The organism is Pseudomonas sp. AM4(2022) (assembly GCF_036346515.1).
In the GTDB taxonomy this organism is placed as follows: Bacteria; Pseudomonadota; Gammaproteobacteria; order Pseudomonadales; family Pseudomonadaceae; genus Aquipseudomonas; species Aquipseudomonas paracarnis.
Genome location: NZ_JAOTNW010000002.1, coordinates 106,064 through 125,403, shown reverse-complemented (window position 1 = coordinate 125,403; position 19,340 = coordinate 106,064). Strand labels below are relative to the sequence as shown.

The 19,340-nt window shown below is 59.9% G+C and carries 19 protein-coding genes and 1 other RNA gene; 12 read left to right on the top strand and 8 right to left on the bottom strand.

Translation table 11 applies throughout. The features are described 5' to 3' along the window. The first annotated feature begins 223 nt into the window (after positions 1–223). From rho to ODQ19_RS02890, 4 genes are all read left to right on the top strand, one after another. Entirely contained in the window at positions 224–1,483 is a 1,260-nt protein-coding gene (gene rho, locus ODQ19_RS02905) for a transcription termination factor Rho (RefSeq protein WP_003176825.1), read from the top strand. A 156-nt stretch (positions 1,484–1,639) separates the two neighbouring features. After that, positions 1,640–3,622 (top strand): acyltransferase family protein, encoded by a 1,983-nt coding sequence (locus tag ODQ19_RS02900; protein WP_330209290.1) that lies wholly within the window; start codon positions 1,640–1,642, stop codon positions 3,620–3,622. Positions 3,623–3,681: 59 nt separating this feature from the next. Continuing rightward, positions 3,682–5,148, top strand: a complete 1,467-nt coding sequence (ubiD, locus tag ODQ19_RS02895; protein WP_003195329.1) for a 4-hydroxy-3-polyprenylbenzoate decarboxylase — start codon at positions 3,682–3,684, stop codon at positions 5,146–5,148. Beyond that, a complete protein-coding gene (locus tag ODQ19_RS02890; RefSeq protein WP_005792404.1) occupies positions 5,148–6,116 on the top strand; it encodes a CDP-6-deoxy-delta-3,4-glucoseen reductase in 969 nt (322 codons plus the stop codon). Before ubiD ends, ODQ19_RS02890 begins: the two co-directional genes overlap by 1 nt. A 141-nt stretch (positions 6,117–6,257) precedes the next feature. Here the strand turns inward: ODQ19_RS02890 and ODQ19_RS02885 are convergent, their stop codons facing one another. Then, positions 6,258–6,740, bottom strand: coding sequence for a sn-glycerol-3-phosphate transporter (locus ODQ19_RS02885; protein WP_330209289.1), 483 nt, complete (start codon positions 6,738–6,740; stop codon positions 6,258–6,260). A gap of 326 nt (positions 6,741–7,066) precedes the next feature. On the opposite strand from ODQ19_RS02885, the gene ODQ19_RS02880 reads away from it, so the two are divergent. Together ODQ19_RS02880 and ODQ19_RS02875 are read left to right on the top strand one after the other, a co-directional pair. Next, entirely contained in the window at positions 7,067–9,454 is a 2,388-nt protein-coding gene (locus ODQ19_RS02880) for a TonB-dependent receptor plug domain-containing protein (protein WP_330209288.1), read from the top strand. A gap of 27 nt (positions 9,455–9,481) precedes the next feature. Next, positions 9,482–10,135, top strand: coding sequence for a gamma-glutamylcyclotransferase (locus ODQ19_RS02875; protein WP_014720416.1), 654 nt, complete (start codon positions 9,482–9,484; stop codon positions 10,133–10,135). On the opposite strand, the gene glpT is transcribed toward ODQ19_RS02875, so the two are convergent. Together glpT and ODQ19_RS02865 are read right to left on the bottom strand one after the other, a co-directional pair. Then, positions 10,132–11,469 carry a glycerol-3-phosphate transporter gene (glpT, locus tag ODQ19_RS02870; RefSeq protein WP_014720415.1) on the bottom strand — a complete coding sequence of 446 codons (1,338 nt, stop codon included), beginning with the start codon at positions 11,467–11,469 and terminating at the stop codon, positions 10,132–10,134. The genes ODQ19_RS02875 and glpT overlap by 4 nt on opposite strands. A gap of 291 nt (positions 11,470–11,760) precedes the next feature. Next, positions 11,761–12,738: an NADPH:quinone oxidoreductase family protein gene (locus ODQ19_RS02865; protein WP_116666618.1), complete on the bottom strand. Its 978-nt coding sequence runs from the start codon at positions 12,736–12,738 to the stop codon at positions 11,761–11,763. Positions 12,739–12,888: 150 nt separating this feature from the next. On the opposite strand from ODQ19_RS02865, the gene ODQ19_RS02860 reads away from it, so the two are divergent. Next, complete coding sequence (locus tag ODQ19_RS02860) at positions 12,889–13,296, top strand: flagellar basal body-associated protein FliL (RefSeq protein ID WP_330209287.1); 408 nt, start codon at positions 12,889–12,891, stop codon at positions 13,294–13,296. Positions 13,297–13,410: 114 nt separating this feature from the next. Here ODQ19_RS02860 and ODQ19_RS02855 read toward each other — a convergent pair whose 3' ends face one another. Continuing rightward, on the bottom strand, positions 13,411–13,860 hold the full coding sequence (locus tag ODQ19_RS02855; RefSeq protein ID WP_330209286.1) for an EVE domain-containing protein: 450 nt from the start codon (positions 13,858–13,860) through the stop codon (positions 13,411–13,413). 195 nt (positions 13,861–14,055) lie between these two features. Here ODQ19_RS02855 and ODQ19_RS02850 point away from each other — a divergent pair, with 195 nt between their 5' ends. Beyond that, positions 14,056–14,205: a hypothetical protein gene (locus tag ODQ19_RS02850; protein WP_165861623.1), complete on the top strand. Its 150-nt coding sequence runs from the start codon at positions 14,056–14,058 to the stop codon at positions 14,203–14,205. Between the two features lie 9 nt (positions 14,206–14,214). On the opposite strand, the gene ODQ19_RS02845 is transcribed toward ODQ19_RS02850, so the two are convergent. The 4 genes from ODQ19_RS02845 to ODQ19_RS02830 form a co-directional block, all read right to left on the bottom strand. After that, positions 14,215–14,847 carry a 5-formyltetrahydrofolate cyclo-ligase gene (locus ODQ19_RS02845; protein ID WP_330209285.1) on the bottom strand — a complete coding sequence of 211 codons (633 nt, stop codon included), beginning with the start codon at positions 14,845–14,847 and terminating at the stop codon, positions 14,215–14,217. A 57-nt stretch (positions 14,848–14,904) separates the two neighbouring features. Continuing rightward, a non-coding RNA gene (gene ssrS / locus ODQ19_RS02840) (6S RNA) lies at positions 14,905–15,083 on the bottom strand. Positions 15,084–15,113: 30 nt separating this feature from the next. Further along, a complete protein-coding gene (locus ODQ19_RS02835; RefSeq protein WP_014720410.1) occupies positions 15,114–15,431 on the bottom strand; it encodes a cell division protein ZapA in 318 nt (105 codons plus the stop codon). Continuing rightward, entirely contained in the window at positions 15,428–15,637 is a 210-nt protein-coding gene (locus ODQ19_RS02830) for a TIGR02449 family protein (RefSeq protein ID WP_003177365.1), read from the bottom strand. The genes ODQ19_RS02835 and ODQ19_RS02830 overlap by 4 nt, the downstream gene beginning before the upstream one ends. A 138-nt stretch (positions 15,638–15,775) precedes the next feature. Between ODQ19_RS02830 and ODQ19_RS02825 the strand changes: the two genes are divergently transcribed. The 4 genes from ODQ19_RS02825 to ODQ19_RS02810 are packed head-to-tail and all read left to right on the top strand — an operon-like array spanning position 15,776 to position 19,338. Continuing rightward, positions 15,776–16,333 carry a YecA/YgfB family protein gene (locus ODQ19_RS02825; protein WP_056783168.1) on the top strand — a complete coding sequence of 186 codons (558 nt, stop codon included), beginning with the start codon at positions 15,776–15,778 and terminating at the stop codon, positions 16,331–16,333. A gap of 20 nt (positions 16,334–16,353) precedes the next feature. Beyond that, entirely contained in the window at positions 16,354–17,676 is a 1,323-nt protein-coding gene (pepP, locus tag ODQ19_RS02820) for a Xaa-Pro aminopeptidase (RefSeq protein ID WP_330209284.1), read from the top strand. Continuing rightward, the gene (gene ubiH / locus ODQ19_RS02815) at positions 17,673–18,860 is read left to right on the top strand and encodes a 2-octaprenyl-6-methoxyphenyl hydroxylase (protein ID WP_089041506.1); all 1,188 of its coding nucleotides are present in this window, start codon (positions 17,673–17,675) and stop codon (positions 18,858–18,860) included. The genes pepP and ubiH overlap by 4 nt, the downstream gene beginning before the upstream one ends. Continuing rightward, positions 18,853–19,338 carry a DUF4442 domain-containing protein gene (locus tag ODQ19_RS02810; protein ID WP_116666625.1) on the top strand — a complete coding sequence of 162 codons (486 nt, stop codon included), beginning with the start codon at positions 18,853–18,855 and terminating at the stop codon, positions 19,336–19,338. Before ubiH ends, ODQ19_RS02810 begins: the two co-directional genes overlap by 8 nt. The last annotated feature ends 2 nt before the right edge of the window (positions 19,339–19,340 follow it).

Here is a 19,340-nt window from a genome sequence, read left to right as displayed (position 1 = left end):
AAGCCCCGCAAATTGCGGGGCTTTTTCGTGAAACAGGGCTAGACGCTCCGAAATCCAGGTGGTACATTCGGCCCCGCAGTGGTTTCTCCACTGCCCCCTGCAAGCCGTCGCCGACGCATTCCTTTTCGATTAGTACGCGATCCTGTCGCCTTCTCTGCGGCGCGGCCTCATTAAGCCAAAAGCTTAATTTCCCCCCCTCCATAAATGATTACGTCATTCCTATATGAATCTGACTGAACTCAAGCAAAAGCCGATTACCGACCTGCTCCAACTGGCCGAAGAAATGGGCATAGAAAATATGGCCCGTTCGCGCAAGCAGGACGTGATTTTCTCCCTGCTCAAGAAGCACGCGAAAAGCGGCGAGGAAATCTCCGGTGATGGCGTGCTGGAGATTCTCCAGGACGGCTTCGGCTTCCTCCGCTCTGCAGACGCGTCCTATCTCGCCGGCCCAGATGATATCTACGTCTCGCCGAGCCAGATCCGTCGCTTCAACTTGCGCACCGGTGACACCATCGTTGGCAAGATCCGCCCTCCGAAGGAAGGCGAGCGTTACTTCGCCCTGCTCAAGGTCGACACGATCAACTTCGATCGCCCCGAGAACGCGAAAAACAAGATTCTCTTCGAGAACCTGACCCCGCTGTTCCCGACCGTGCGCATGAAGATGGAAGCCGGTAACGGCTCCACCGAAGACTTGACCGGCCGTGTGATCGACCTCTGCGCTCCGATCGGCAAAGGCCAGCGTGGCCTGATCGTCGCACCGCCGAAAGCCGGTAAGACCATCATGCTGCAGAACATCGCCGCGAACATTGCGCGTAACAACCCTGAAGTTCATCTGATTGTGCTGTTGATCGATGAGCGTCCGGAAGAAGTGACCGAGATGCAGCGCACCGTGCGCGGCGAAGTGGTTGCCTCGACGTTCGATGAGCCGCCAACCCGCCACGTGCAGGTTGCCGAAATGGTGATCGAAAAGGCCAAGCGCCTGGTCGAGCACAAGAAAGACGTGGTGATCCTGCTCGACTCCATCACCCGTCTGGCCCGTGCCTACAACACTGTGATCCCGAGCTCCGGCAAGGTGCTGACCGGTGGTGTCGATGCCCACGCCCTGGAGAAACCGAAGCGTTTCTTCGGCGCCGCGCGCAACATCGAAGAAGGCGGCTCGCTGACCATTATCGCCACCGCGCTGGTTGAAACCGGCTCGAAGATGGACGAAGTGATCTACGAAGAGTTCAAGGGTACCGGCAACATGGAACTGCCTTTGGACCGTCGCATCGCTGAAAAGCGTGTGTTCCCTGCGATCAACATCAACCGCTCCGGCACCCGCCGCGAAGAGTTGCTGACGGCAGACGACGAACTGCAGCGTATGTGGATCCTGCGCAAGCTGTTGCACCCGATGGACGAAGTCGCTGCCATCGAGTTTCTGATCGACAAGCTGAAAACCACCAAGACCAACGACGAGTTCTTCCTGTCGATGAAACGCAAGTAATACAGCGTTTCAGGTCCAAAAAAATGGCGTCCTTAATGGGGCGCCATTTTTTTTGCGTCGAGATTCTGCGATTTTTGTGGCATAAGTATCCGTTAAGTAACAAAAATTGACGCGTGACTTCGCTCATCCCTTTCGTCGCAGACTGACCACATTCTTATGACCACCCTTGCTTACCGCAGAGACATCGATGGCCTGCGTGCCATCGCCGTCCTTGCAGTCGTGTTGTTCCACTTTGGTGTCCCTGGCATTACTGGCGGTTTTGTTGGCGTCGACGTCTTTTTCGTCATCTCGGGCTTCCTGATTACGTCAATTATCTGGCGTGAGCGTCAAGCCGGACGCTTCAGCTTCATCGACTTCTGGGCTCGCCGCGCCCGGCGTATCTTGCCCGCGCTGTTTGTGATGATCGCGGCGACACTGGCAGTGGGTTGGTTTCTGTTGGCGCCCAAGGACTATGAAGAGTTGGGGCGGTCTGCGCATTATCAGGTGACCTTTACCTCGAATCTGTTGTTCTCGCGCCAGCACGGCTATTTCGATGCCTCATCGGACATCAAGCCCTTGCTGCATACCTGGTCATTGGCGGTAGAAGAGCAGTTCTATATTTTCTTCCCATTGCTGCTGACCTTGCTTTCCAGCCGTTTGAAGCACTGGCGCCTGGCATTGTTCGCGGTGCTGCTGGCGTCGTTTGGCATGAGCGTCTGGGCGGTTCAGCATGAGCCACAGAAAGCTTTCTTCCTGTTGCATCTGCGGGCCTGGGAGCTACTGGCCGGTGCGATGCTGGCGGTGCAGCCCAAGCGTGAATGGCGCGCCTCGCCGGCCTTGGCGCAAGGAATCAGCCTGGCTTCCCTGGCATTGATCCTCATCGCTGTATTGGGTTACGACGCGAAAACGCCGTTCCCAGGCGCGACTGCGTTGTTGCCTGTGCTGGGTGTGGTCGGGTTGATCTGGGCCAACGGCCAGCAACAGACTTGGGTCGCTCGCCTGTTGGGCACGCGGATCATGGTGGGTATCGGGCTGATCTCTTATTCCTGGTACCTCTGGCACTGGCCGGTATTCGTGTACGCCAACTACGCCGCGGTGGATGGCTTGAGCGCGCTGGAACTGGCGGGGCTGATGCTGCTTTCGCTGGTGCTGGGCTATCTGTCCTGGCGTTTCGTGGAAACGCCGTTCCGGGAAAAACGTTTGCTGGCTTCGCGTAAGGCGATTCTGGCGTCAGCCATGGTCGGCATTCTGGGGCTGGGCTTCACTGGCCTTGCGATACGCGAAGCTGACGGCGTGCCTTCGCGCTTGTCCGAACAGGCGTTGCGTTTTGCCCAGGCCAAGAAGTGGAGCCCTGACCTGCTGGCGTGCATGGCCGACAAAGATACGCCCGATGAACGCTTGTTCTGCCATTTCGGCCCCAAAGACCAATCGGTTTCAGCGTTGGTATGGGGTGACAGTCACGCTACCGCGCTGATACCGGCACTCAAAGAGGGCGCTGATCGTCACGATATCAGCCTGGTCGAAGCCAGTTTTGCCGGCTGTATTCCCCTCGATGGCCTGGAGAATATTGCCCGCTGCGCGCATTTCAACCGTCGCGTCGAGAAGGCCATGGCTGAGCAGACATTCAGCGATGTGGTGTTGGCCGCCCGCTGGAGCCTGTATGTGTATGGGCAAATGTCCGGTGACAAGGAGCATGCGCTCAAAGACCCCGGCACCGGCCAGTATGTGCGCGCCGTCGCCGAACAACGCTTTGCCCAGGGCCTGCGCGAGCGCATCCAGGGTTTGCGCGCTGCCGGCCACAAGGTCTGGCTGGTCAAGGAAGTGCCGCTGCAGGAAATCATCGTGCCTTACCGTCTCAGCCGCCTGGCCATGATGAACCGGCCCGTGGACGGTGAAGGGCTGGCCTTGGCCGAGCATGTGAAGCGCCAGGCTTTTATCACGCACTTGTTTGATGAATTGGCGGCTGCCGACAGCGGTGTCGCGGTGCTGGACCCCGCGCCATTACTGTGCGGCGCCGATGGGCTGTGCCGGGTCGAACTCAATGGCCGCGCGCTGTATACCGACGATAACCATCTTTCAGACGTCGGCGCGCGACACATCGAAGCCTTCCTGGAGCCGTTGTTCAGTTCGTTGCAATCACGCGGATTGACGGCCAATTAAGCTGCCAGCCGCCCTCAGAGCAGGTAGGATGTACGCCTATTTTACGGGTGGCATGGTTAATGAAATTCAAGGATCTTCGGGATTTCGTGCAGCAACTTGAGCAGCGCGGAGAGTTGAAACGTATCCAGATGCCGATTTCTCCGGTGCTGGAAATGACTGAGATTTGCGACCGCACCTTGCGCAACAAGGGCCCGGCGCTGTTGTTCGAAAACCCGACCGGCTTTGATATCCCGGTGCTGGGCAACCTGTTCGGCACTCCCGAGCGCGTGGCCTTTGGCATGGGCGCCGAGTCTGTCAGCGAACTGCGCGAGATCGGCAAGCTGCTGGCCTTTCTCAAGGAGCCCGAGCCGCCCAAGGGCTTGAAGGACGCCTGGTCCAAACTGCCGATCTTCCGCAAGATCATCGCCATGGCCCCCAAGGTGGTCAAGGACGCGGTGTGCCAGGAAGTGGTCATTGAAGGCGATGATGTCGACCTGGCCATGCTTCCGGTGCAAACCTGCTGGCCTGGCGACGTTGGCCCGTTGATCACCTGGGGCCTGACTGTCACCAAGGGCCCGAACAAGGATCGCCAGAACCTCGGTATCTACCGTCAGCAAGTCATTGGCCGTAACAAAGTGATCATGCGCTGGCTCAGCCACCGTGGCGGAGCCCTCGACTTCCGTGAGTGGTGCGAAAAGCATCCCGGCAAGCCGTTCCCGGTGTCCGTGGCCCTGGGTGCCGACCCGGCGACCATTCTCGGCGCAGTCACGCCCGTACCTGACAGCCTCTCCGAGTACGCCTTCGCCGGCTTGTTGCGCGGTAATCGCACGGAGCTGGTGAAGTGCCGCGGTAACGACCTGCAAGTGCCGGCCACCGCCGAAATTATTCTTGAAGGCGTGATTCACCCAGGTGAAATGGCCGATGAAGGCCCGTACGGCGACCACACCGGTTACTACAACGAAGTCGACAGCTTCCCGGTGTTCACCGTCGAGCGCATCACCCATCGGGTCAAGCCGATCTACCACAGCACCTACACGGGTCGTCCGCCCGATGAGCCCGCCATCCTCGGCGTGGCGCTCAACGAAGTGTTCGTGCCGATCCTGCAAAAGCAATTCCCGGAAATCACCGACTTCTACCTGCCGCCCGAGGGCTGTTCGTACCGCATGGCCATCGTGACCATGAAGAAGTCGTATCCGGGGCATGCCAAGCGGGTAATGCTCGGCGTATGGTCGTTTTTGCGACAGTTCATGTACACCAAGTTCGTTATTGTCACCGACGACGACATCAATGCCCGGGACTGGAACGACGTGATCTGGGCCATCACCACGCGCATGGACCCCAAGCGCGATACCGTGATGATCGATAACACGCCGATCGACTACCTCGACTTTGCCTCGCCGGTATCGGGCCTGGGTTCGAAAATGGGCCTGGATGCCACCCACAAATGGCCGGGTGAAACCACTCGCGAGTGGGGCCGGGTGATCGTCAAGGATGAAGCCGTCACCGCGCGTGTCGATGCGATCTGGAAAGAATTGGGAATAGATTGATGCGTGTAACCCTGCAACCTTCCGGCGCTGTACTGGAGCTGGTCCCTGGCGAACGAATCCTCGAAGGTGCACGCCGCCTGGGGTACGAATGCCCCCAGGCCTGCCGCAATGGCGTGTGCCATGTGTGTGCGGCGTTGCTGGTGGAGGGGCGGGTAAGCCAGGCCGGTGAAGTGCGCGACCATGGCGAGTTCTACACTTGCATCGCCGAGCCGCTGGAAGACTGCATTGTGTTGTGGGATGGCGTACTGGCGCCGGGAGAGTTGCCGTTGCGCAAATTGTCATGCCAATTGATCGAGTGCGTGGAAGTCGGTGGCGATGTCTGGCGTGTGCGCCTGCGCGCTCCGGCCGGTAAGGCGGTGCGTTACCACGCCGGGCAATACTTGATGCTCGAACGGGAGAACGGCGAGAAGTCGGCGTTCTCCCTGGCTTCTGCACCCCATGCCGGGCGTGAGTTGGAGCTGCATGTGCTGGTGCGCGAGGACAGTGCGCGTAACCTTATCGAACAATTGCAGCGCAACCAGATGGCCCGTGTGGAACTGCCGTTCGGTGACACCCACCTGGCCGAGTTGCCAGACGGGCCGCTGGTGTTGATGGCCGCCGGTACCGGTATGGCGCAGATGCACAGTCTGATCGAGCACTGTCGCGCTTCGGGCTTCAAGCACCCGGTGCACCTGTACTGGGGCGTACGGCGCCCGGAAGATTTCTACCAGATCGAGCACTGGGATCAGTGGCTGCAATTGCCCAATCTGTTCCTGCACAAAGTGGTCAGCGACCTGTGTGGTTGGGAGGGGCGCTGCGGTTTGCTGCATGAGGTGGTGTGCGAAGACATTGCCGACCTCAACACGGTACATGTCTACGCCAGCGGCTCACCGGCGATGATTTATGGCACCCTGGATGCATTGGTCGACGCCGGTATGGATGCGCACCGTATGCGCGCCGACGTGTTTGCCTACGCCCCACGGCCCTGAGCGGAGTAAAAAACTCTCGGTTAAACATCCATCAAACTGTGGGAGCGGGCTTGCTCGCGAATGCGTTGTACCAGTCACCGGATGAGTTGGCTGACCCACCGTATTCGCGAGCAAGCCCGCTCCCACATGGGTGGTGTTCGCTCAGAATCGTAACCCCGTCGTCACCATTGCTGCATTGAACCCCAGCAACACCAGCTCCGCCGCGACCGGTCCGTAGTGGGTACCCACAGACGGAATGATCACTGGCGCTACGCCAAAACGATTCAACGGGATCTTGTCGCGATACTCGCCGCGATAGCCCTGGATCAGTCCACCAGTCAACTTCGCATACACCGGGTAGTCGGCCATGTCGTAGCGCTTGCCCGCATAGGCATAGTACGAGCGTTGGCGAAACGAGTTGCGAAAGGTGACCCCGCCATACACCAGGCCCGACGCCTCATTGCGCTCCAGACCGATCAGGTCCTGTTTGTTGTTGTGTTGCGGGTCGGGTGCAAAGTGCCGGGTGTAGACGCTGGTCTGGGCGTACCAGAAGCCTTTGTCGTCAGTCGCCGTTGGCGTTTCGCTAGCCAGTGCAGTGGTGGCCTGGGCAAGCAATAACAGGCCAGGCATTCGGAATTTTTTCATGGCGACCTCGGTAGTCGATTTGATGAACGGCTAAGTGGGTCGTTACAGGCGCGCCAGTTTGACGGCTTGGCACGCGCCCAGGCTGAACCGGGGCTGAAAGTACCGGGATTAGCCACGTGGATCCTGACGAATGGGCGAGCGTGCTTATGCTTTTGCTTATTCTTTTAAGGTATTTATTCTGCTTCATGAATATCTTTAAGCTATATCGCAACGGACTACCGACTTCACCGACCATAACCAGATACTGACCGCCACCGCCCGCCAGCCGGATCGATCGTACGAACTTCGCGCATTGCAGTTCTATTTTTGATTCAAAGGGGAGCGGTATGGGGAGCTACAGGAAACACGCGCTATACACGGCGATTTTGTCGGCAAATTTGCTGACCGTTGTGGGATTCAATCCAGTTCTGGCAGACGAAACTACTGCGGTTGATGCACCTAAACTCGACACCGTAATCGTCACCGGCACCCGCGCCCAAGAGCGCACTGCCAGTGCATCGCTGTCGCCAATCGACGTAATCTCCGGTGAAACCCTGCGCAGCACCGGCTCCGATGAGCTGGGTGCCGTATTAGCGCGGCTGATTCCGTCGATCAACTTCCCCCGACCAAGCCTGGTGGACGGCGCCGAGCTCGTGCGTCCGGCGCAGTTGCGCGGCTTGTCGCCGGACCAGGTGTTGGTACTGGTCAACGGCAAGCGTCGCCATACCAGTGCCTTCGTCAACCTGGGCGGTGCGGTTGGGCGCGGTTCGGCCCCGGCAGACTTGAATGCCATTCCGCTGTCGGCGGTGGACCATATCGAGGTGCTGCGCGACGGCGCTTCTGCCCGTTACGGCTCCGATGCGATCGCCGGGGTGATCAACGTGATCCTCAAGCACGCCGACCATGGCGGCTCGGTTTCCAGCAAGTTTGGCGAGTACAAAAAGGGTGACGGCATCCAGCGTAATGTCAGCGGTAATACGGGCCTGGCATTGGGCGACAATGGCTTTATCAACCTGTCTGCTGAAGGCGCCGACAACGATTACACCAACCGCGCCGGCAACGACTACCGCCCCGGCAGCATCGGCTCTACTACTTACGGCCAGCGTGTGTTCCGCCAAGGTGAGCCAGCCACCAATGAAGGCAAATTCCAGTTCAACTCGGAGTATGCCTTCAACGATGCCGCCGAGTTCTACACCTTCGGTGGCTACAGCAAGCGGCGCGGTGAAACGGCAGCCTTCTACCGGGCAAGCAACGCGTCCAACAACATCAAGGCGCTCAACCCTAACGGCTACCTGCCACTGATCAAAGGCAACCTGGAAGACACTTCTCTGGTGGTGGGCTTGCGCGGCCTGCTGGCCTACGACTGGCATTACGACCTGTCGGCCAACTACGGCAAGAACCAGTACGAACTGGGGACTGAAACCATCAACACCTCACTGGGCCTGGCAACGCCGCGTAAATTCAACAACGGCACCCTGAGCAACGATCAGAAGCAAGTCAGCCTGGACCTGTCCCGTGAGTTCGATGTGGGTTTTCTGCCGTATCCGGTCTCCGTGGCGTTCGGCGGTGAATACCTGCATCAGGGCTATGAAATCGAGGCGGGCGAGCCAGCGTCCTATTACCAGACCGGCAGCTCCGGCCTGGGCGGTTTCCGCGATGCCGATGCCGGCACCAGCACGCGGCATAACTGGGCACAGTACCTGGACCTGGAAACCAACTTCACCGAAAAACTCAGCGCCTCGGCCGCCGTGCGCCATGAGGATTACAGTGACTTTGGCTCCAACGTCAGCGGCTCGCTGTCGGCCCGCTACGACTTCACCCCCCAGGTGGCCTTGCGCGGCAGCATCTCCAACGGTTTCCGTGCGCCGTCCCTGGCCCAGCAGAATTTTGCCTACACCTCATCGCAGTTGATCGGCAGTACCATCCAGGAAGCCGGCACCTTCCCGGCCAACAGTCAGGTCGCGCGCCTGCTGGGTGCCGAAGACCTCAAGGCCGAAAAGTCGCGCAACTACAGCCTCGGCCTGGTGCTGGAGCCGGCCGATGATCTGACCGTCACGCTCGATGTGTACCGCATCGACATCCGCGACCGCATCAGCCTGTCGTCTAACCTCAATCTCAACCCGGCCACGGTGGCTTACCTGCAAGCCAATGGCGTCGGCAATATCAACTACACCACGGCCCGGTACTTCACCAACGCCACGGACACCAGCACCGATGGCGTCGATCTGGTAGCCAACTATCGCTACCAGCTCGATAACGGCATTCGCTGGAACAGTACCGTGGGCTACAACTACAACCACACCAAAGTCACCGACGTGAAAGCCAACCCCGCGATTCTCGATAGCCTGGGGGCCAACCTGGTGCGAGTGGACCGCCGCGAGCGTATCGGCTTGCTGGGCGATACCACGCCCCAGCACAAGCTGAGCCTGGGCAACGACTTCACCTTCGGTAATTGGGCGCTGCACACTAACCTGGTGCGCTATGGTGAGTTCACCAGTTATCAGACGGACAAGGTCAACGACCAGACCTTCAAGGCCGCCTGGGTGCTGGACCTGTCGGCGGATTACAAGTTGAAGAACTGGACCTTCACTCTGGGCGGCGACAACGTCACCGATAAGTACCCGGAGAAGGTTAACGCCTTCGCCAGCAGCGGCGGCAACCTCGCCTACAGCACTTTTTCGCCGTACGGTTACAGCGGCGCGTTCTATTACGGTAAAGTCGCTTACAACTGGTAACACACAGGAGGCGCACCGCTTTTCGCCATGACCGCCATTGAAACCGATCTTCTGCAATTGGCTTACCCTCCGCGGCTCGATCTGGGGCCGCAACTCACTCACGAACAATTGATGAGCTCGATGCAAGCCACCATGGCTCGGCACAAGGGTGGGCCGGTGTGGCTGTTTGCGTATGGTTCGCTGATCTGGCGCCCTGAATGCTCGTCGACCGAGCGGGTGCGTGCACGGGTTCACGGTTATCACCGTGGCCTGTATTTGTGGTCACACGAGCATCGGGGGACGCCGGAGTTGCCGGGCTTGGTGTTCGGGCTGGATCGCGGTGGTTCCTGCAGCGGGTTCGCCTACCGTTTGCCGGAAGATCAGTTGGAGGCCTCGCTGTATGCCCTGTGGCAACGCGAGATGCCTTACCCCTCGTACCGGCCGCACTGGCTCAGTTGCCGATTGGAAGATGGCAGCACCGTGCAGGCGTTGGGGTTTGTTCTGGAGCGGCACTTGCCCAGCTATGCCGGCAACTTGCCCGATATCGTGCTTAATCATGTACTGCAAAGCGCTTGCGGGCGTTACGGCACGACTCGCGATTATGTCGAGCAGACCGTGAACGCCCTGCGTAGCCACGCCATGCCAGATAAAAACCTGGAGGCGCGGCTCAAGCGTTGTGCCAAGGATTGCCTGGGCGGTTAACGCGCCGAGCTGACACTGTTGGTGTGCCACAGCGTAGGGATCAGGAACGCGATGGCCAGTACGCAGGCGCTGATCAGCAGTACAAAGCCGCCGTCCCAGCCGAAATGGTCAACCGTGTAGCCCATGGCGGCACTTGCCGCTACCGAACCGCCCAGGTAACCGAACAAACCGGTGAAGCCCGCTGCGGTGCCGGCGGCTTTCTTCGGAGCCAGTTCCAGTGCCTGCAGGCCGATCAGCATCACCGGGCCGTAGATCAGGAAGCCGATTGAGAACAGCGCAATCATGTCGATCATCGGGTTGCCCGGCGGGTTGAGCCAGTAAACCAGGGTCGCCACGGTGACCAGCGCCATGAACACGATGCCGGTCAGGCCGCGATTGCCACGGAAGATCTTGTCCGACATCCAGCCGCACAGCAGCGTGCCCGGGATGCCTGCCCACTCGTAGAAGAAATACGCCCAGGACGACTTGTCGACCGTGAAGTGTTTGGCTTCTTTCAAATAGGTCGGCGCCCAGTCCAGTACGCCGTAGCGCAACAGGTACACAAACACGTTGGCGAAGGCGATGTACCAGAGCATTTTGTTGCGCAACACGTACTTGACGAAGATTTCCTTGGCGCTGAATTCGTCTTCGTGGCTGGCGTCGTAACCTTCCGGGTAGTCGTTCTTGTACTGCTCGATAGGCGGCAGGCCCACCGATTGCGGGGTGTCGCGCATGGTGATGAAGGCAAACGCCGCCACCGCCAGGGCCACGGTGGCCGGCACGTAGAACGCGGCATGCCAGTCGTTGAACCATGCCATGCCCAGCAGGAACAGCGGGCCGATCAGGCCGCCGCCGACGTTGTGCGCCACGTTCCACACGGACACCACGCCGCCGCGTTCTTTCTGCGACCACCAGTGCACCATGGTCCGCCCACTCGGCGGCCAGCCCATGCCCTGGGCCCAGCCGTTGATGAACAGCAAAATGAACATCATGGTCACGCTGGACGTTGCCCAAGGCGCGAAACCGAAAATGAACATCACCCCTGCCGAAACCAGCAGGCCGAAGGGCAGGAAGTAGCGCGGGTTGGAGCGGTCGGACACCAAGCCCATCAGGAATTTGGACAAACCATAGGCGATTGCGATCGCCGACATCGCCAGGCCCAGTTCACCGCGGGTGTAACCCTCGTCGATCAGGTAGGGCATGGCCAGGGAGAAGTTTTTACGCAGCAGGTAGTAGCCAGCGTAACCAAAGAAAATACCCGCGAAGATCTGCCAGCGCAGCCGTCGGTAGGTACTGTCTATTTTTTCTTCAGGCAGGGGCGCCTGGTGTGCGGCAGGACGAAAGAAAGCAAACATTCAAGAGCTCCAAATTTCTTGTTTTGACTGCGGATGCGAATGTTACAGTTTCGTTACCGAAAATAGCATCGCCTCTTATCCGCAAACACAGGAAACGCGAGCAAGTGCATGTTCTTTTACGAACATGTCGCTAATAGATAAGTGATGGTCGTGATTAGGTCCTAAGACCACTGAGTAACTACTGTGGGAGCTGGCTTGCCTGCGATGGCGGTTTTTCAGGTTCATCTGTAGCAGCTGACCCACCGCTATCGCAGGCAAGCCAGCTCCCACATGGATTGCATTTCAGGTGTGTTATCGGGTTTGGACAACTATTTTACCCACTGCCTTGCGCTGCCCCAGATCATTGATCGCTTGGGCAGCCTGTTCCAGCGGATACACCTGCGACACCAATGGCTTGAGCTTGCCCTCGCCATACCAGGTGAACAACTGCTGGAAATTCGCTGCGTTATCCTGCGGCTGGCGCTGGGCAAACGAGCCCCAGAACACGCCGACCACGGCGGCGCCCTTGAGCAATGCCAGGTTCACCGGCAATTCGGGAATGCGCCCGCTGGCAAACCCCACCACCAACAGGCGGCCGTTCCAGGCGATGGCGCGGACGGCCTGGTCAAACAGGTCGCCACCCACCGGGTCGTAAATCACGTCAGCGCCATTGCCATCGGTCAGGCGCTTGACCTCATCCTTGAGGCTGGCTTCGCTGTAGTTGATCAGCTCATCGGCGCCGGCCGCCTTGGCCACTGCGAGCTTGTCGGCGCTGCTGGCGGCGGCAATCACCCGGGCGCCCATGGCCTTGCCGATCTCCACGGCGGCCAGGCCCACGCCGCCGGACGCACCAAGCACCAGCAAGGTCTCGCCAGGTTGCAGGTTGGCGCGTTGTTTCAGCGCGTGCATGGAGGTGCCGTAGGTCATGCTGAAGGCGGCGGCGGTGTTGAAGTCCATGCTCGGCGGGATCGGCAGCACGTTATAGCCGGGCACCGCGACCTGCTCGGCAAAGCTGCCCCAGCCGGTCAACGCCATCACACGGTCACCGACTTTCAGATGGCTGACTTTCTCACCCACTTCACTGACCACGCCTGCCGCTTCGCCACCGGGTGAGAACGGAAAGGGCGGCTTGAACTGGTATTTGCCTTCGATGATCAGCGTATCCGGGAAATTCACCCCGGCCGCGTGCACGTCCAACAGGATTTCGTTCTTCTTGATCGCGGGGCTGGCGATCTCTTCCAGCACCAAGGTTTCGGCGGGGCCGAAGGCTTTGCACAGCACAGCTTTCATCGGACTATTCCTTTTGGCATCGTGGCCGATAAGTGTAGGAGGGTGCGCCCGTGGGTCAACGAGCATACCCACGCCTGATAAGCCCCCATAAGCTTGTGCTCAGCCTTGCTAGCGTTATGCTACCGGGCAAACGAATTCGAGGAATGAACTGTGAAAGCGTGGATCCTGTTGATGCTGGCCCTGACGTTACCGATGGCCGTCCAGGCCGAAGAAGCCAAGGAAGGCGAGGCGCCGAAAGTCAGCTATATCAGCCTGACCCCGCCGTTTGTGGGCAACTACGGCCTGGATGGCACGGCCAAGCTCAAGGTCTACAAGGCCGACATCGCCCTGCGCGTGACCGGTGATGAGGCGGCGAAGTTGGTCAAGGCCAACGACCCGTTGATTCGCAACCAACTGGTCGCGCTGTTTACCCAGCAGAGCAACGAGACCATGAGCAGTGTCGAGGGCAAGGAAAAGCTGCGCCAAGAGGCGTTGAAGCAAACGCAGCAAGTGATGAACGATGAAACCGGCAAGCCGGTGGTAGAAGACCTGCTGTTCAACAACCTGATCATCCAGTAAGTCGCTGCGCGACTACCGCGGGCAAGCCCGCTCCCACATTGGAATGCGAGCCCCTGTGGGAGCGGGCTTGCCCGCGAAGAGGCCCTGACAGGCACCGCAAGAAACCAGTGCCAGTTAAAGCAACTGAATGACCGCTGCCCACTGCTCCGGTGTGACTGCCATGACTGAAAGCCGGCTGCCCTTTTGCACCAGCGGCATTTCGGCCAGTGCAGTTTGCTGCTTTAGATAGCCGAGCCCCAGCACCTTGGGGAAGGTTTGCACAGGGGCGACATCGATCGCGCTCCACGGGTTTTTCTCCGGGGTGGCCTTGGCGTCGAAATAGTGGCTTTCTGGTTCCAGCGCAGTAGGGTCCGGATAGGCGGCCCGGATGATTTTGCCGATGCCGGCAATCCCAGGCTCCGGGCAACTGGAGTGGTAGAAGAAAAACTCATCGCCCACCGCCATGGCGCGCAGAAAGTTGCGCGCCTGATAGTTGCGCACCCCATCCCAGCGGGCTTCGCCGAGCTTTTCCAAGTCCTTTATGGACAATTCGTCAGGCTCGGATTTCATCAGCCAGTAGGCCATTGTTGGGCTCCTGAAAAAGGCATTGGGTAAGTTGTCGGGCAATTGCATGACAAACCGACAGTCGGTTGGCGTCAAGGTTTGCGTGTTGGTTCACGTTACCGCAGAATGCGCGCTTTTAAGCTTGAAGCAGCTGCAACGGACTACTTTGGAACGTTGTTGTCATCGTGTACGAGGTGCCTGAAAGGGGGGCAATCGATGCAACGTAAGCCGGATTTACTATGGATTTTGGTTATTTTGTTTGGTCTGGGCGTCGTGACCACCGGTTATGCCCAGAGCCTGTGGTCGAACAAGACCGATGCACCGGTTGAACTGGCTCAGCAGCAGTCACAACCGTTCAAGCGTTAACTCAAGCATTCACCAAGGCGCCGCTGTTTCCAGCGGCGTTTGTGCGACATACCACTGCTTATCAGTCACCGTCCCCGCCAACGGCACATCCCAGCTTGCCTGCGCCAGGCGTTCGACTTTCTGGCATTCATGGGCCAGCCCCAGCAGTGTTGGCTTGCGCCAGCTCTGGCGGCGGGCAAGATAGGCCAAGCTGCGGTCGTAGAACCCGCCGCCCATGCCCAGGCGCCCACCCACATCATCGAACCCCACCAACGGCAACAACACCAAGTCCAGCGCCCAGACTTGGCGTTGGTGATGGGCATTTACCCGTGGTTCAAGGATGCGAAAGCGGTTTGGCAGCAACTTATCCCCAGGGCGTACGCGCTGGAACACCATCTTGGTGCGCGGCCAGGCGCTGAGCACCGGCAGATAAGTGGCTTTGCCTCGACGCTGGGCCGCACGCAGCAGCAGGCGCGGATCGATTTCACCGTCCGTGGGCAGATACAAAGAGATATGTCTGGCCCGGCGAAACAGCGGGTGCTGTGCCAGTTGCCGGTACAGACCCTGAGCGGCCTGGCGCTGCTCGCTTGGCGTGAGGGCGCGGCGGGCCTTGCGCAACATGCGTCGAAGTTGCGGACGGGAAAGCGGCGCAGGTTCGGTCATGATTTTCGGCTCATAAAACAATGCCAGTCCGGGGACTGGCATTGAGTTTGGGAATTCAGGCTCCCCGACAGAGCCGCTGTCGACTTAGCCCTTGAACCCGAAAGTTCAAGGTGGAAGAAGCAGTAGGCTTTAAGGCTTTCCGTCTAGCGGACATGCACACCAGCCCAACGTGCAACTTCCAGGGTAGTGCGAATCGGCTCAGGGACATCGCCGACTGGCAAACACGCCAGGGAGTGGGGCGAGTATACCTTAAACCCGCTCGGCAATCAGCCCTTGGGTGTGTCTGAATCGGTGGAAAGCACCAGATCCACGCGGTCGAGCAAGTCACGCACCTGCTCGCGCGTCGAGCCGCTGGCCTGTACGTCAGGGCGCTCCTGCTTATGCAGCAGGTCATGGGTGATATTCAGCGCGGCCATCACGGCGATGCGGTCGGCGCCGATCACTTTGCCGCTGCTGCGGATTTCGCGCATCTTGCCGTCCAGGTAGCGGGCAGCGCTCACCAGGTTGCTGCGTTCTTCCTGGGGGCAGATGATCGAATATTCTTTGTCGAGGATCTGCACGGTAACGCTATTGCTTGAACTCATGAGTCTTGCTCCAGGGCCTTCAGGCGCGAAATCATCGATTCGACCTTACGCCGGGCGATTTCGTTTTTTTCAATGAGGTGAGCGCGTTCCTCGCGCCAGGTCTTTTCCTGAGCTAATAGGAGTCCGTTTTGACTCTTAAGTTGCTCGACCCGATCAATTAGCAGTTCGAGTCTGGCCATCAGCGCTTGCAGGTCGGTGTCTTCCATTGGGTTCCACTGGATTTGTCTGATGAATGGCAACTGCAGGATAAACGATCTGACGCCCTCGATAGTCTTGGTGCGTCTGCCGGTGCTAGGATACAGCGCTCCATTCTAGACATTGCGCCGTCTGGCGCCTAGCTCACCATGCCCATTCAGAACTCCCCGTACGATGCTTTTTCCAAACTGCTGAGCACCAGCGGCCATCCATGCTCGCCTGCTGAACTGCACGGCGTGCTGTTGGGCCGCAGTTGCACCGGTGTCGGCTTTGATGCCGACAACTGGCTGGCCGATGTGGCCGAGCTGCTGGAAACCGAACCCACCGACAATGTGCGCAACGCATTGATCGGCCTGCAAGAAATGGTCAAGGGCGAACTGACCGGTGATGACGTCACCGTGGTCCTGCTGCTGCCCACCGACGACGCCCCGCTGGCTGACCGCGCTGCCGCGCTGGGTCAATGGTGCCAGGGTTTCCTCCACGGTTTCGGCGTGAATGCCGGCGGCCTGGAGCTGAGCACCGACGCCAAGGAAGTGCTGCAGGACCTGGCGGCCATCTCCCAGGTGCAAGATGCCCTGGAAGAATCCGAAGACGGTGAAGGCGACTACATGGAAGTCATGGAATACCTGCGCGTCGCGCCGCTGCTGCTGTTCACCGAGACCCGCAAGTCCGCTGAACCCGCTGCTCCCAAGCCGTCGTTGCACTGAGAAAGGACACCCATCTGCCCATGATCCATATCCCTAAAGCGGAATACACCCGGCGTCGCAAGGCGCTCATGGCGCAGATGGAACCCAACAGCATCGCGATCCTGCCGGCCGCCGCCGTGGCCATCCGCAACCGCGATGTCGAGCATGTTTACCGCCAGGACAGCGATTTCCAGTACCTGAGCGGTTTCCCCGAACCCGAAGCGGTGATCGTGCTGATGCCCGGTCGCCAGCACGGCGAGTACGTGCTGTTCTGCCGCGAGCGCAATGCCGAGCGCGAATTGTGGGACGGCCTGCGTGCCGGCACCGAAGGCGCGATTCGCGACTTTGGCGCGGATGACGCCTTTCCCATTACCGATATCGACGACATCCTGCCCGGCCTCATCGAAGGCCGCGACCGCGTGTACTCGGCCATGGGCAGCAATGCCGAGTTCGACCGGCATGTGATGGAGTGGATCAACGTGATCCGTTCCAAAGCACACCTGGGCGCCCAGCCGCCGAACGAATTCGTTGCCCTGGATCATTTGCTCCACGATATGCGCCTGTATAAATCGGCGGCAGAAGTGAGGGTGATGCGCGAGGCGGCGCGAATTTCCTGTGCGGCCCATGTGCGGGCGATGCAGGCCAGCCGTGCCGGCCTGCATGAGTTCAGCCTGGAAGCCGAGCTGGATTACGAGTTTCGCAAGGGCGGTGCGAAAATGCCGGCCTATGGCTCCATCGTCGCCGCCGGGCGCAACAGCTGCATCCTGCATTACCAGCAGAATGACGCAGTGCTCAAGGACGGCGACCTGGTGCTGATCGACGCCGGGTGTGAGATCGATTGCTACGCCAGCGACATCACCCGTACCTGGCCGGTCAACGGCACGTTTTCGCCCGAGCAGAAGGCGATCTACGAGATTGTGCTGGCCTCCCAGGAAGCCGCCTTCAAGCAGATCGCACCGAACAAACATTGGAACCAGGCCCACGAGGCGACCGTGCAGGTCATCACCGCCGGCCTGGTGAGGCTGGGGTTGTTGCAAGGTGACGTTGACGAGTTGATCGCCAACGAAGCCTACCGCGCCTTCTACATGCACCGTGCCGGCCACTGGCTGGGCATGGATGTGCATGATGTGGGCGAGTACAAAGTGGGCGGTGAGTGGCGCGTGCTGGAAGTGGGCATGGCCTTGACCGTGGAGCCGGGTATCTATATTTCCCCGGACAACCAGACTGTGGCAAAGAAATGGCGTGGCATTGGCGTGCGCATCGAGGACGACGTGGTAGTGACCAAGCAAGGCTGTGAAATCCTGACCGGCGGCGTGCCCAAGACCGTTGCCGAGATCGAAGCGTTGATGGCGGCTGCCCGATGAGCCGGGTCAACCTGGCGATTATCGGCGGTGGCCTGGTGGGCGCCAGCCTGGCCCTGGCATTGCAAGCCGGGGCCAAGGCACGGGGCTGGAAGATCGTGCTGATCGAACCCTTTGCACCGGGCGACAGCTACCAGCCGAGCTACGATGCGCGCTCTTCTGCGCTGTCGTTTGGCGCGCGCCAGATTTACCAGCGGCTGGGCCTGTGGCAAGCCATTTCCCGACGCGCTGAGCCGATCAAGCAGATCCATGTATCGGACCGTGGGCGTTTCTCCACCGCGCGTTTGTCCGCGATGGAGGAGGGCGTGCCAGCCCTGGGTTATGTGGTGGAAAACGCCTGGCTCGGCCAATGCCTTTGGCAAGGCTTGGACAAGGACGTGGTGAGCTGGCGTTGCCCGGCGGAAGTCACGCGCATGGAGCCGCTGCCCGATGGCTATCGCCTGACCCTCAACGATGAAACCGTGCTGGAATGCGACCTTGCGGTACTGGCCGATGGCGGCCGTTCCGGCTTGCGTGAGCAACTGGGCATTGGCGTGAAAACCCGGCCCTACAACCAGAGTGCGCTGATCGCCAACATCACGCCGAGCGAAGCGCACAATGGCGAGGCGTTCGAGCGCTTTACCGATGAAGGCCCCATGGCCTTGCTGCCGCTGCCGGACAACCGTTGCGCGCTGGTCTGGACCCGCATCGGCATGGACGCCCAGCGCCTGGCCAGCCTCGACGAGCGTAGCTTCCTGAGCGAACTGCAGGGTGTATTCGGGTATCGCCTGGGCACCCTCAAGCAAGTGGGGGCCCGTCACCTGTACCCGTTGACCCTGGTGGAAGCCGAAGAGCAAGTGCGCTCGCACCTGGCGGTCCTCGGCAATGCCGCCCACAGCCTGCACCCGATTGCCGGACAGGGGTTCAACCTGTCCCTGCGCGATGCCAATGCCTTGGCCGAAGCCTTGTTGGCCGGGCCTGCTGTGCCGGGTGACCTGGCGACCTTGCAAGGCTATCGCGAGCGCCAGCGCCTGGACCAGCAACTCACCGTAGGCTTCTCCGACCAGGTCACGCGCCTGTTTGGCAGTGCCCAACCGTTGGTGGCGCTGGGCCGCAATATGGGCTTGCTCGGCCTCGACCTGTTACCACCGGCCAAACGCTGGTTCGCCCGTCAGGCCATGGGCCTGGGTACGCGTTCCGATGCGTAAGTGGCTAACCCAGCGCGTGGGCAAGGCACGGCTGTTGCGCTGGTTCCTCACTCTGTACCCGCCGTACCTCGGCGCCGGGGTGCGGGTGCAGGCATTGAGTGCCGATTTTCGGCATGCCAAGGTGCGCATGGGTCTGGGTTGGTACAACCGCAATTACGTCGGTACGCAATTTGGCGGCAGCCTGTATTCGATGGTCGATCCGTTCTACATGTTGCTGTTGATGGAGAACCTGGGCCGCGACTACATCGTGTGGGACAAGGCTGCGAGTATTGACTTCATCTCGCCGGGCAAAGGCCCGGTGTATGCCGAATTCTCCATCGACGACGCTTTGCTCGATGAAATCCGGCGCCAGACTGAAGGTGGCGAGAAATATCTGCCCCACCTCAACGTCGAGATTCATGACGGCTCCGGCACTCTGGTGGCGCGGGTCGACAAAACCCTTTATGTGCGGCGCAAGCCGCCAGCGAGACAGGCTTGAAT

Bases quoted from the DNA above. Each gene is read 5' to 3' on its own strand.
- ODQ19_RS02890 (WP_005792404.1), top strand. From the start codon at position 5,148: ATGCGTGTAACCCTGCAACCTTCCGGCGCTGTACTGGAGCTGGTCCCT.
- ODQ19_RS02845 (WP_330209285.1), bottom strand. From the start codon at position 14,847: ATGACCGAACCTGCGCCGCTTTCCCGTCCGCAACTTCGACGCATGTTG.
- ODQ19_RS02855 (WP_330209286.1), bottom strand. From the start codon at position 13,860: ATGGCCTACTGGCTGATGAAATCCGAGCCTGACGAATTGTCCATAAAG.
- glpT (WP_014720415.1), bottom strand. From the start codon at position 11,469: ATGTTTGCTTTCTTTCGTCCTGCCGCACACCAGGCGCCCCTGCCTGAA.
- rho (WP_003176825.1), top strand. From the start codon at position 224: ATGAATCTGACTGAACTCAAGCAAAAGCCGATTACCGACCTGCTCCAA.
- ODQ19_RS02885 (WP_330209289.1), bottom strand. From the start codon at position 6,740: ATGAAAAAATTCCGAATGCCTGGCCTGTTATTGCTTGCCCAGGCCACC.
- ODQ19_RS02835 (WP_014720410.1), bottom strand. From the start codon at position 15,431: ATGAGTTCAAGCAATAGCGTTACCGTGCAGATCCTCGACAAAGAATAT.
- ODQ19_RS02880 (WP_330209288.1), top strand. From the start codon at position 7,067: ATGGGGAGCTACAGGAAACACGCGCTATACACGGCGATTTTGTCGGCA.
- ODQ19_RS02900 (WP_330209290.1), top strand. From the start codon at position 1,640: ATGACCACCCTTGCTTACCGCAGAGACATCGATGGCCTGCGTGCCATC.
- pepP (WP_330209284.1), top strand. From the start codon at position 16,354: ATGATCCATATCCCTAAAGCGGAATACACCCGGCGTCGCAAGGCGCTC.
- ubiH (WP_089041506.1), top strand. From the start codon at position 17,673: ATGAGCCGGGTCAACCTGGCGATTATCGGCGGTGGCCTGGTGGGCGCC.
- ODQ19_RS02850 (WP_165861623.1), top strand. From the start codon at position 14,056: ATGCAACGTAAGCCGGATTTACTATGGATTTTGGTTATTTTGTTTGGT.
- ODQ19_RS02865 (WP_116666618.1), bottom strand. From the start codon at position 12,738: ATGAAAGCTGTGCTGTGCAAAGCCTTCGGCCCCGCCGAAACCTTGGTG.
- ODQ19_RS02875 (WP_014720416.1), top strand. From the start codon at position 9,482: ATGACCGCCATTGAAACCGATCTTCTGCAATTGGCTTACCCTCCGCGG.
- ODQ19_RS02810 (WP_116666625.1), top strand. From the start codon at position 18,853: ATGCGTAAGTGGCTAACCCAGCGCGTGGGCAAGGCACGGCTGTTGCGC.
- ODQ19_RS02825 (WP_056783168.1), top strand. From the start codon at position 15,776: ATGCCCATTCAGAACTCCCCGTACGATGCTTTTTCCAAACTGCTGAGC.
- ubiD (WP_003195329.1), top strand. From the start codon at position 3,682: ATGAAATTCAAGGATCTTCGGGATTTCGTGCAGCAACTTGAGCAGCGC.
- ODQ19_RS02830 (WP_003177365.1), bottom strand. From the start codon at position 15,637: ATGGAAGACACCGACCTGCAAGCGCTGATGGCCAGACTCGAACTGCTA.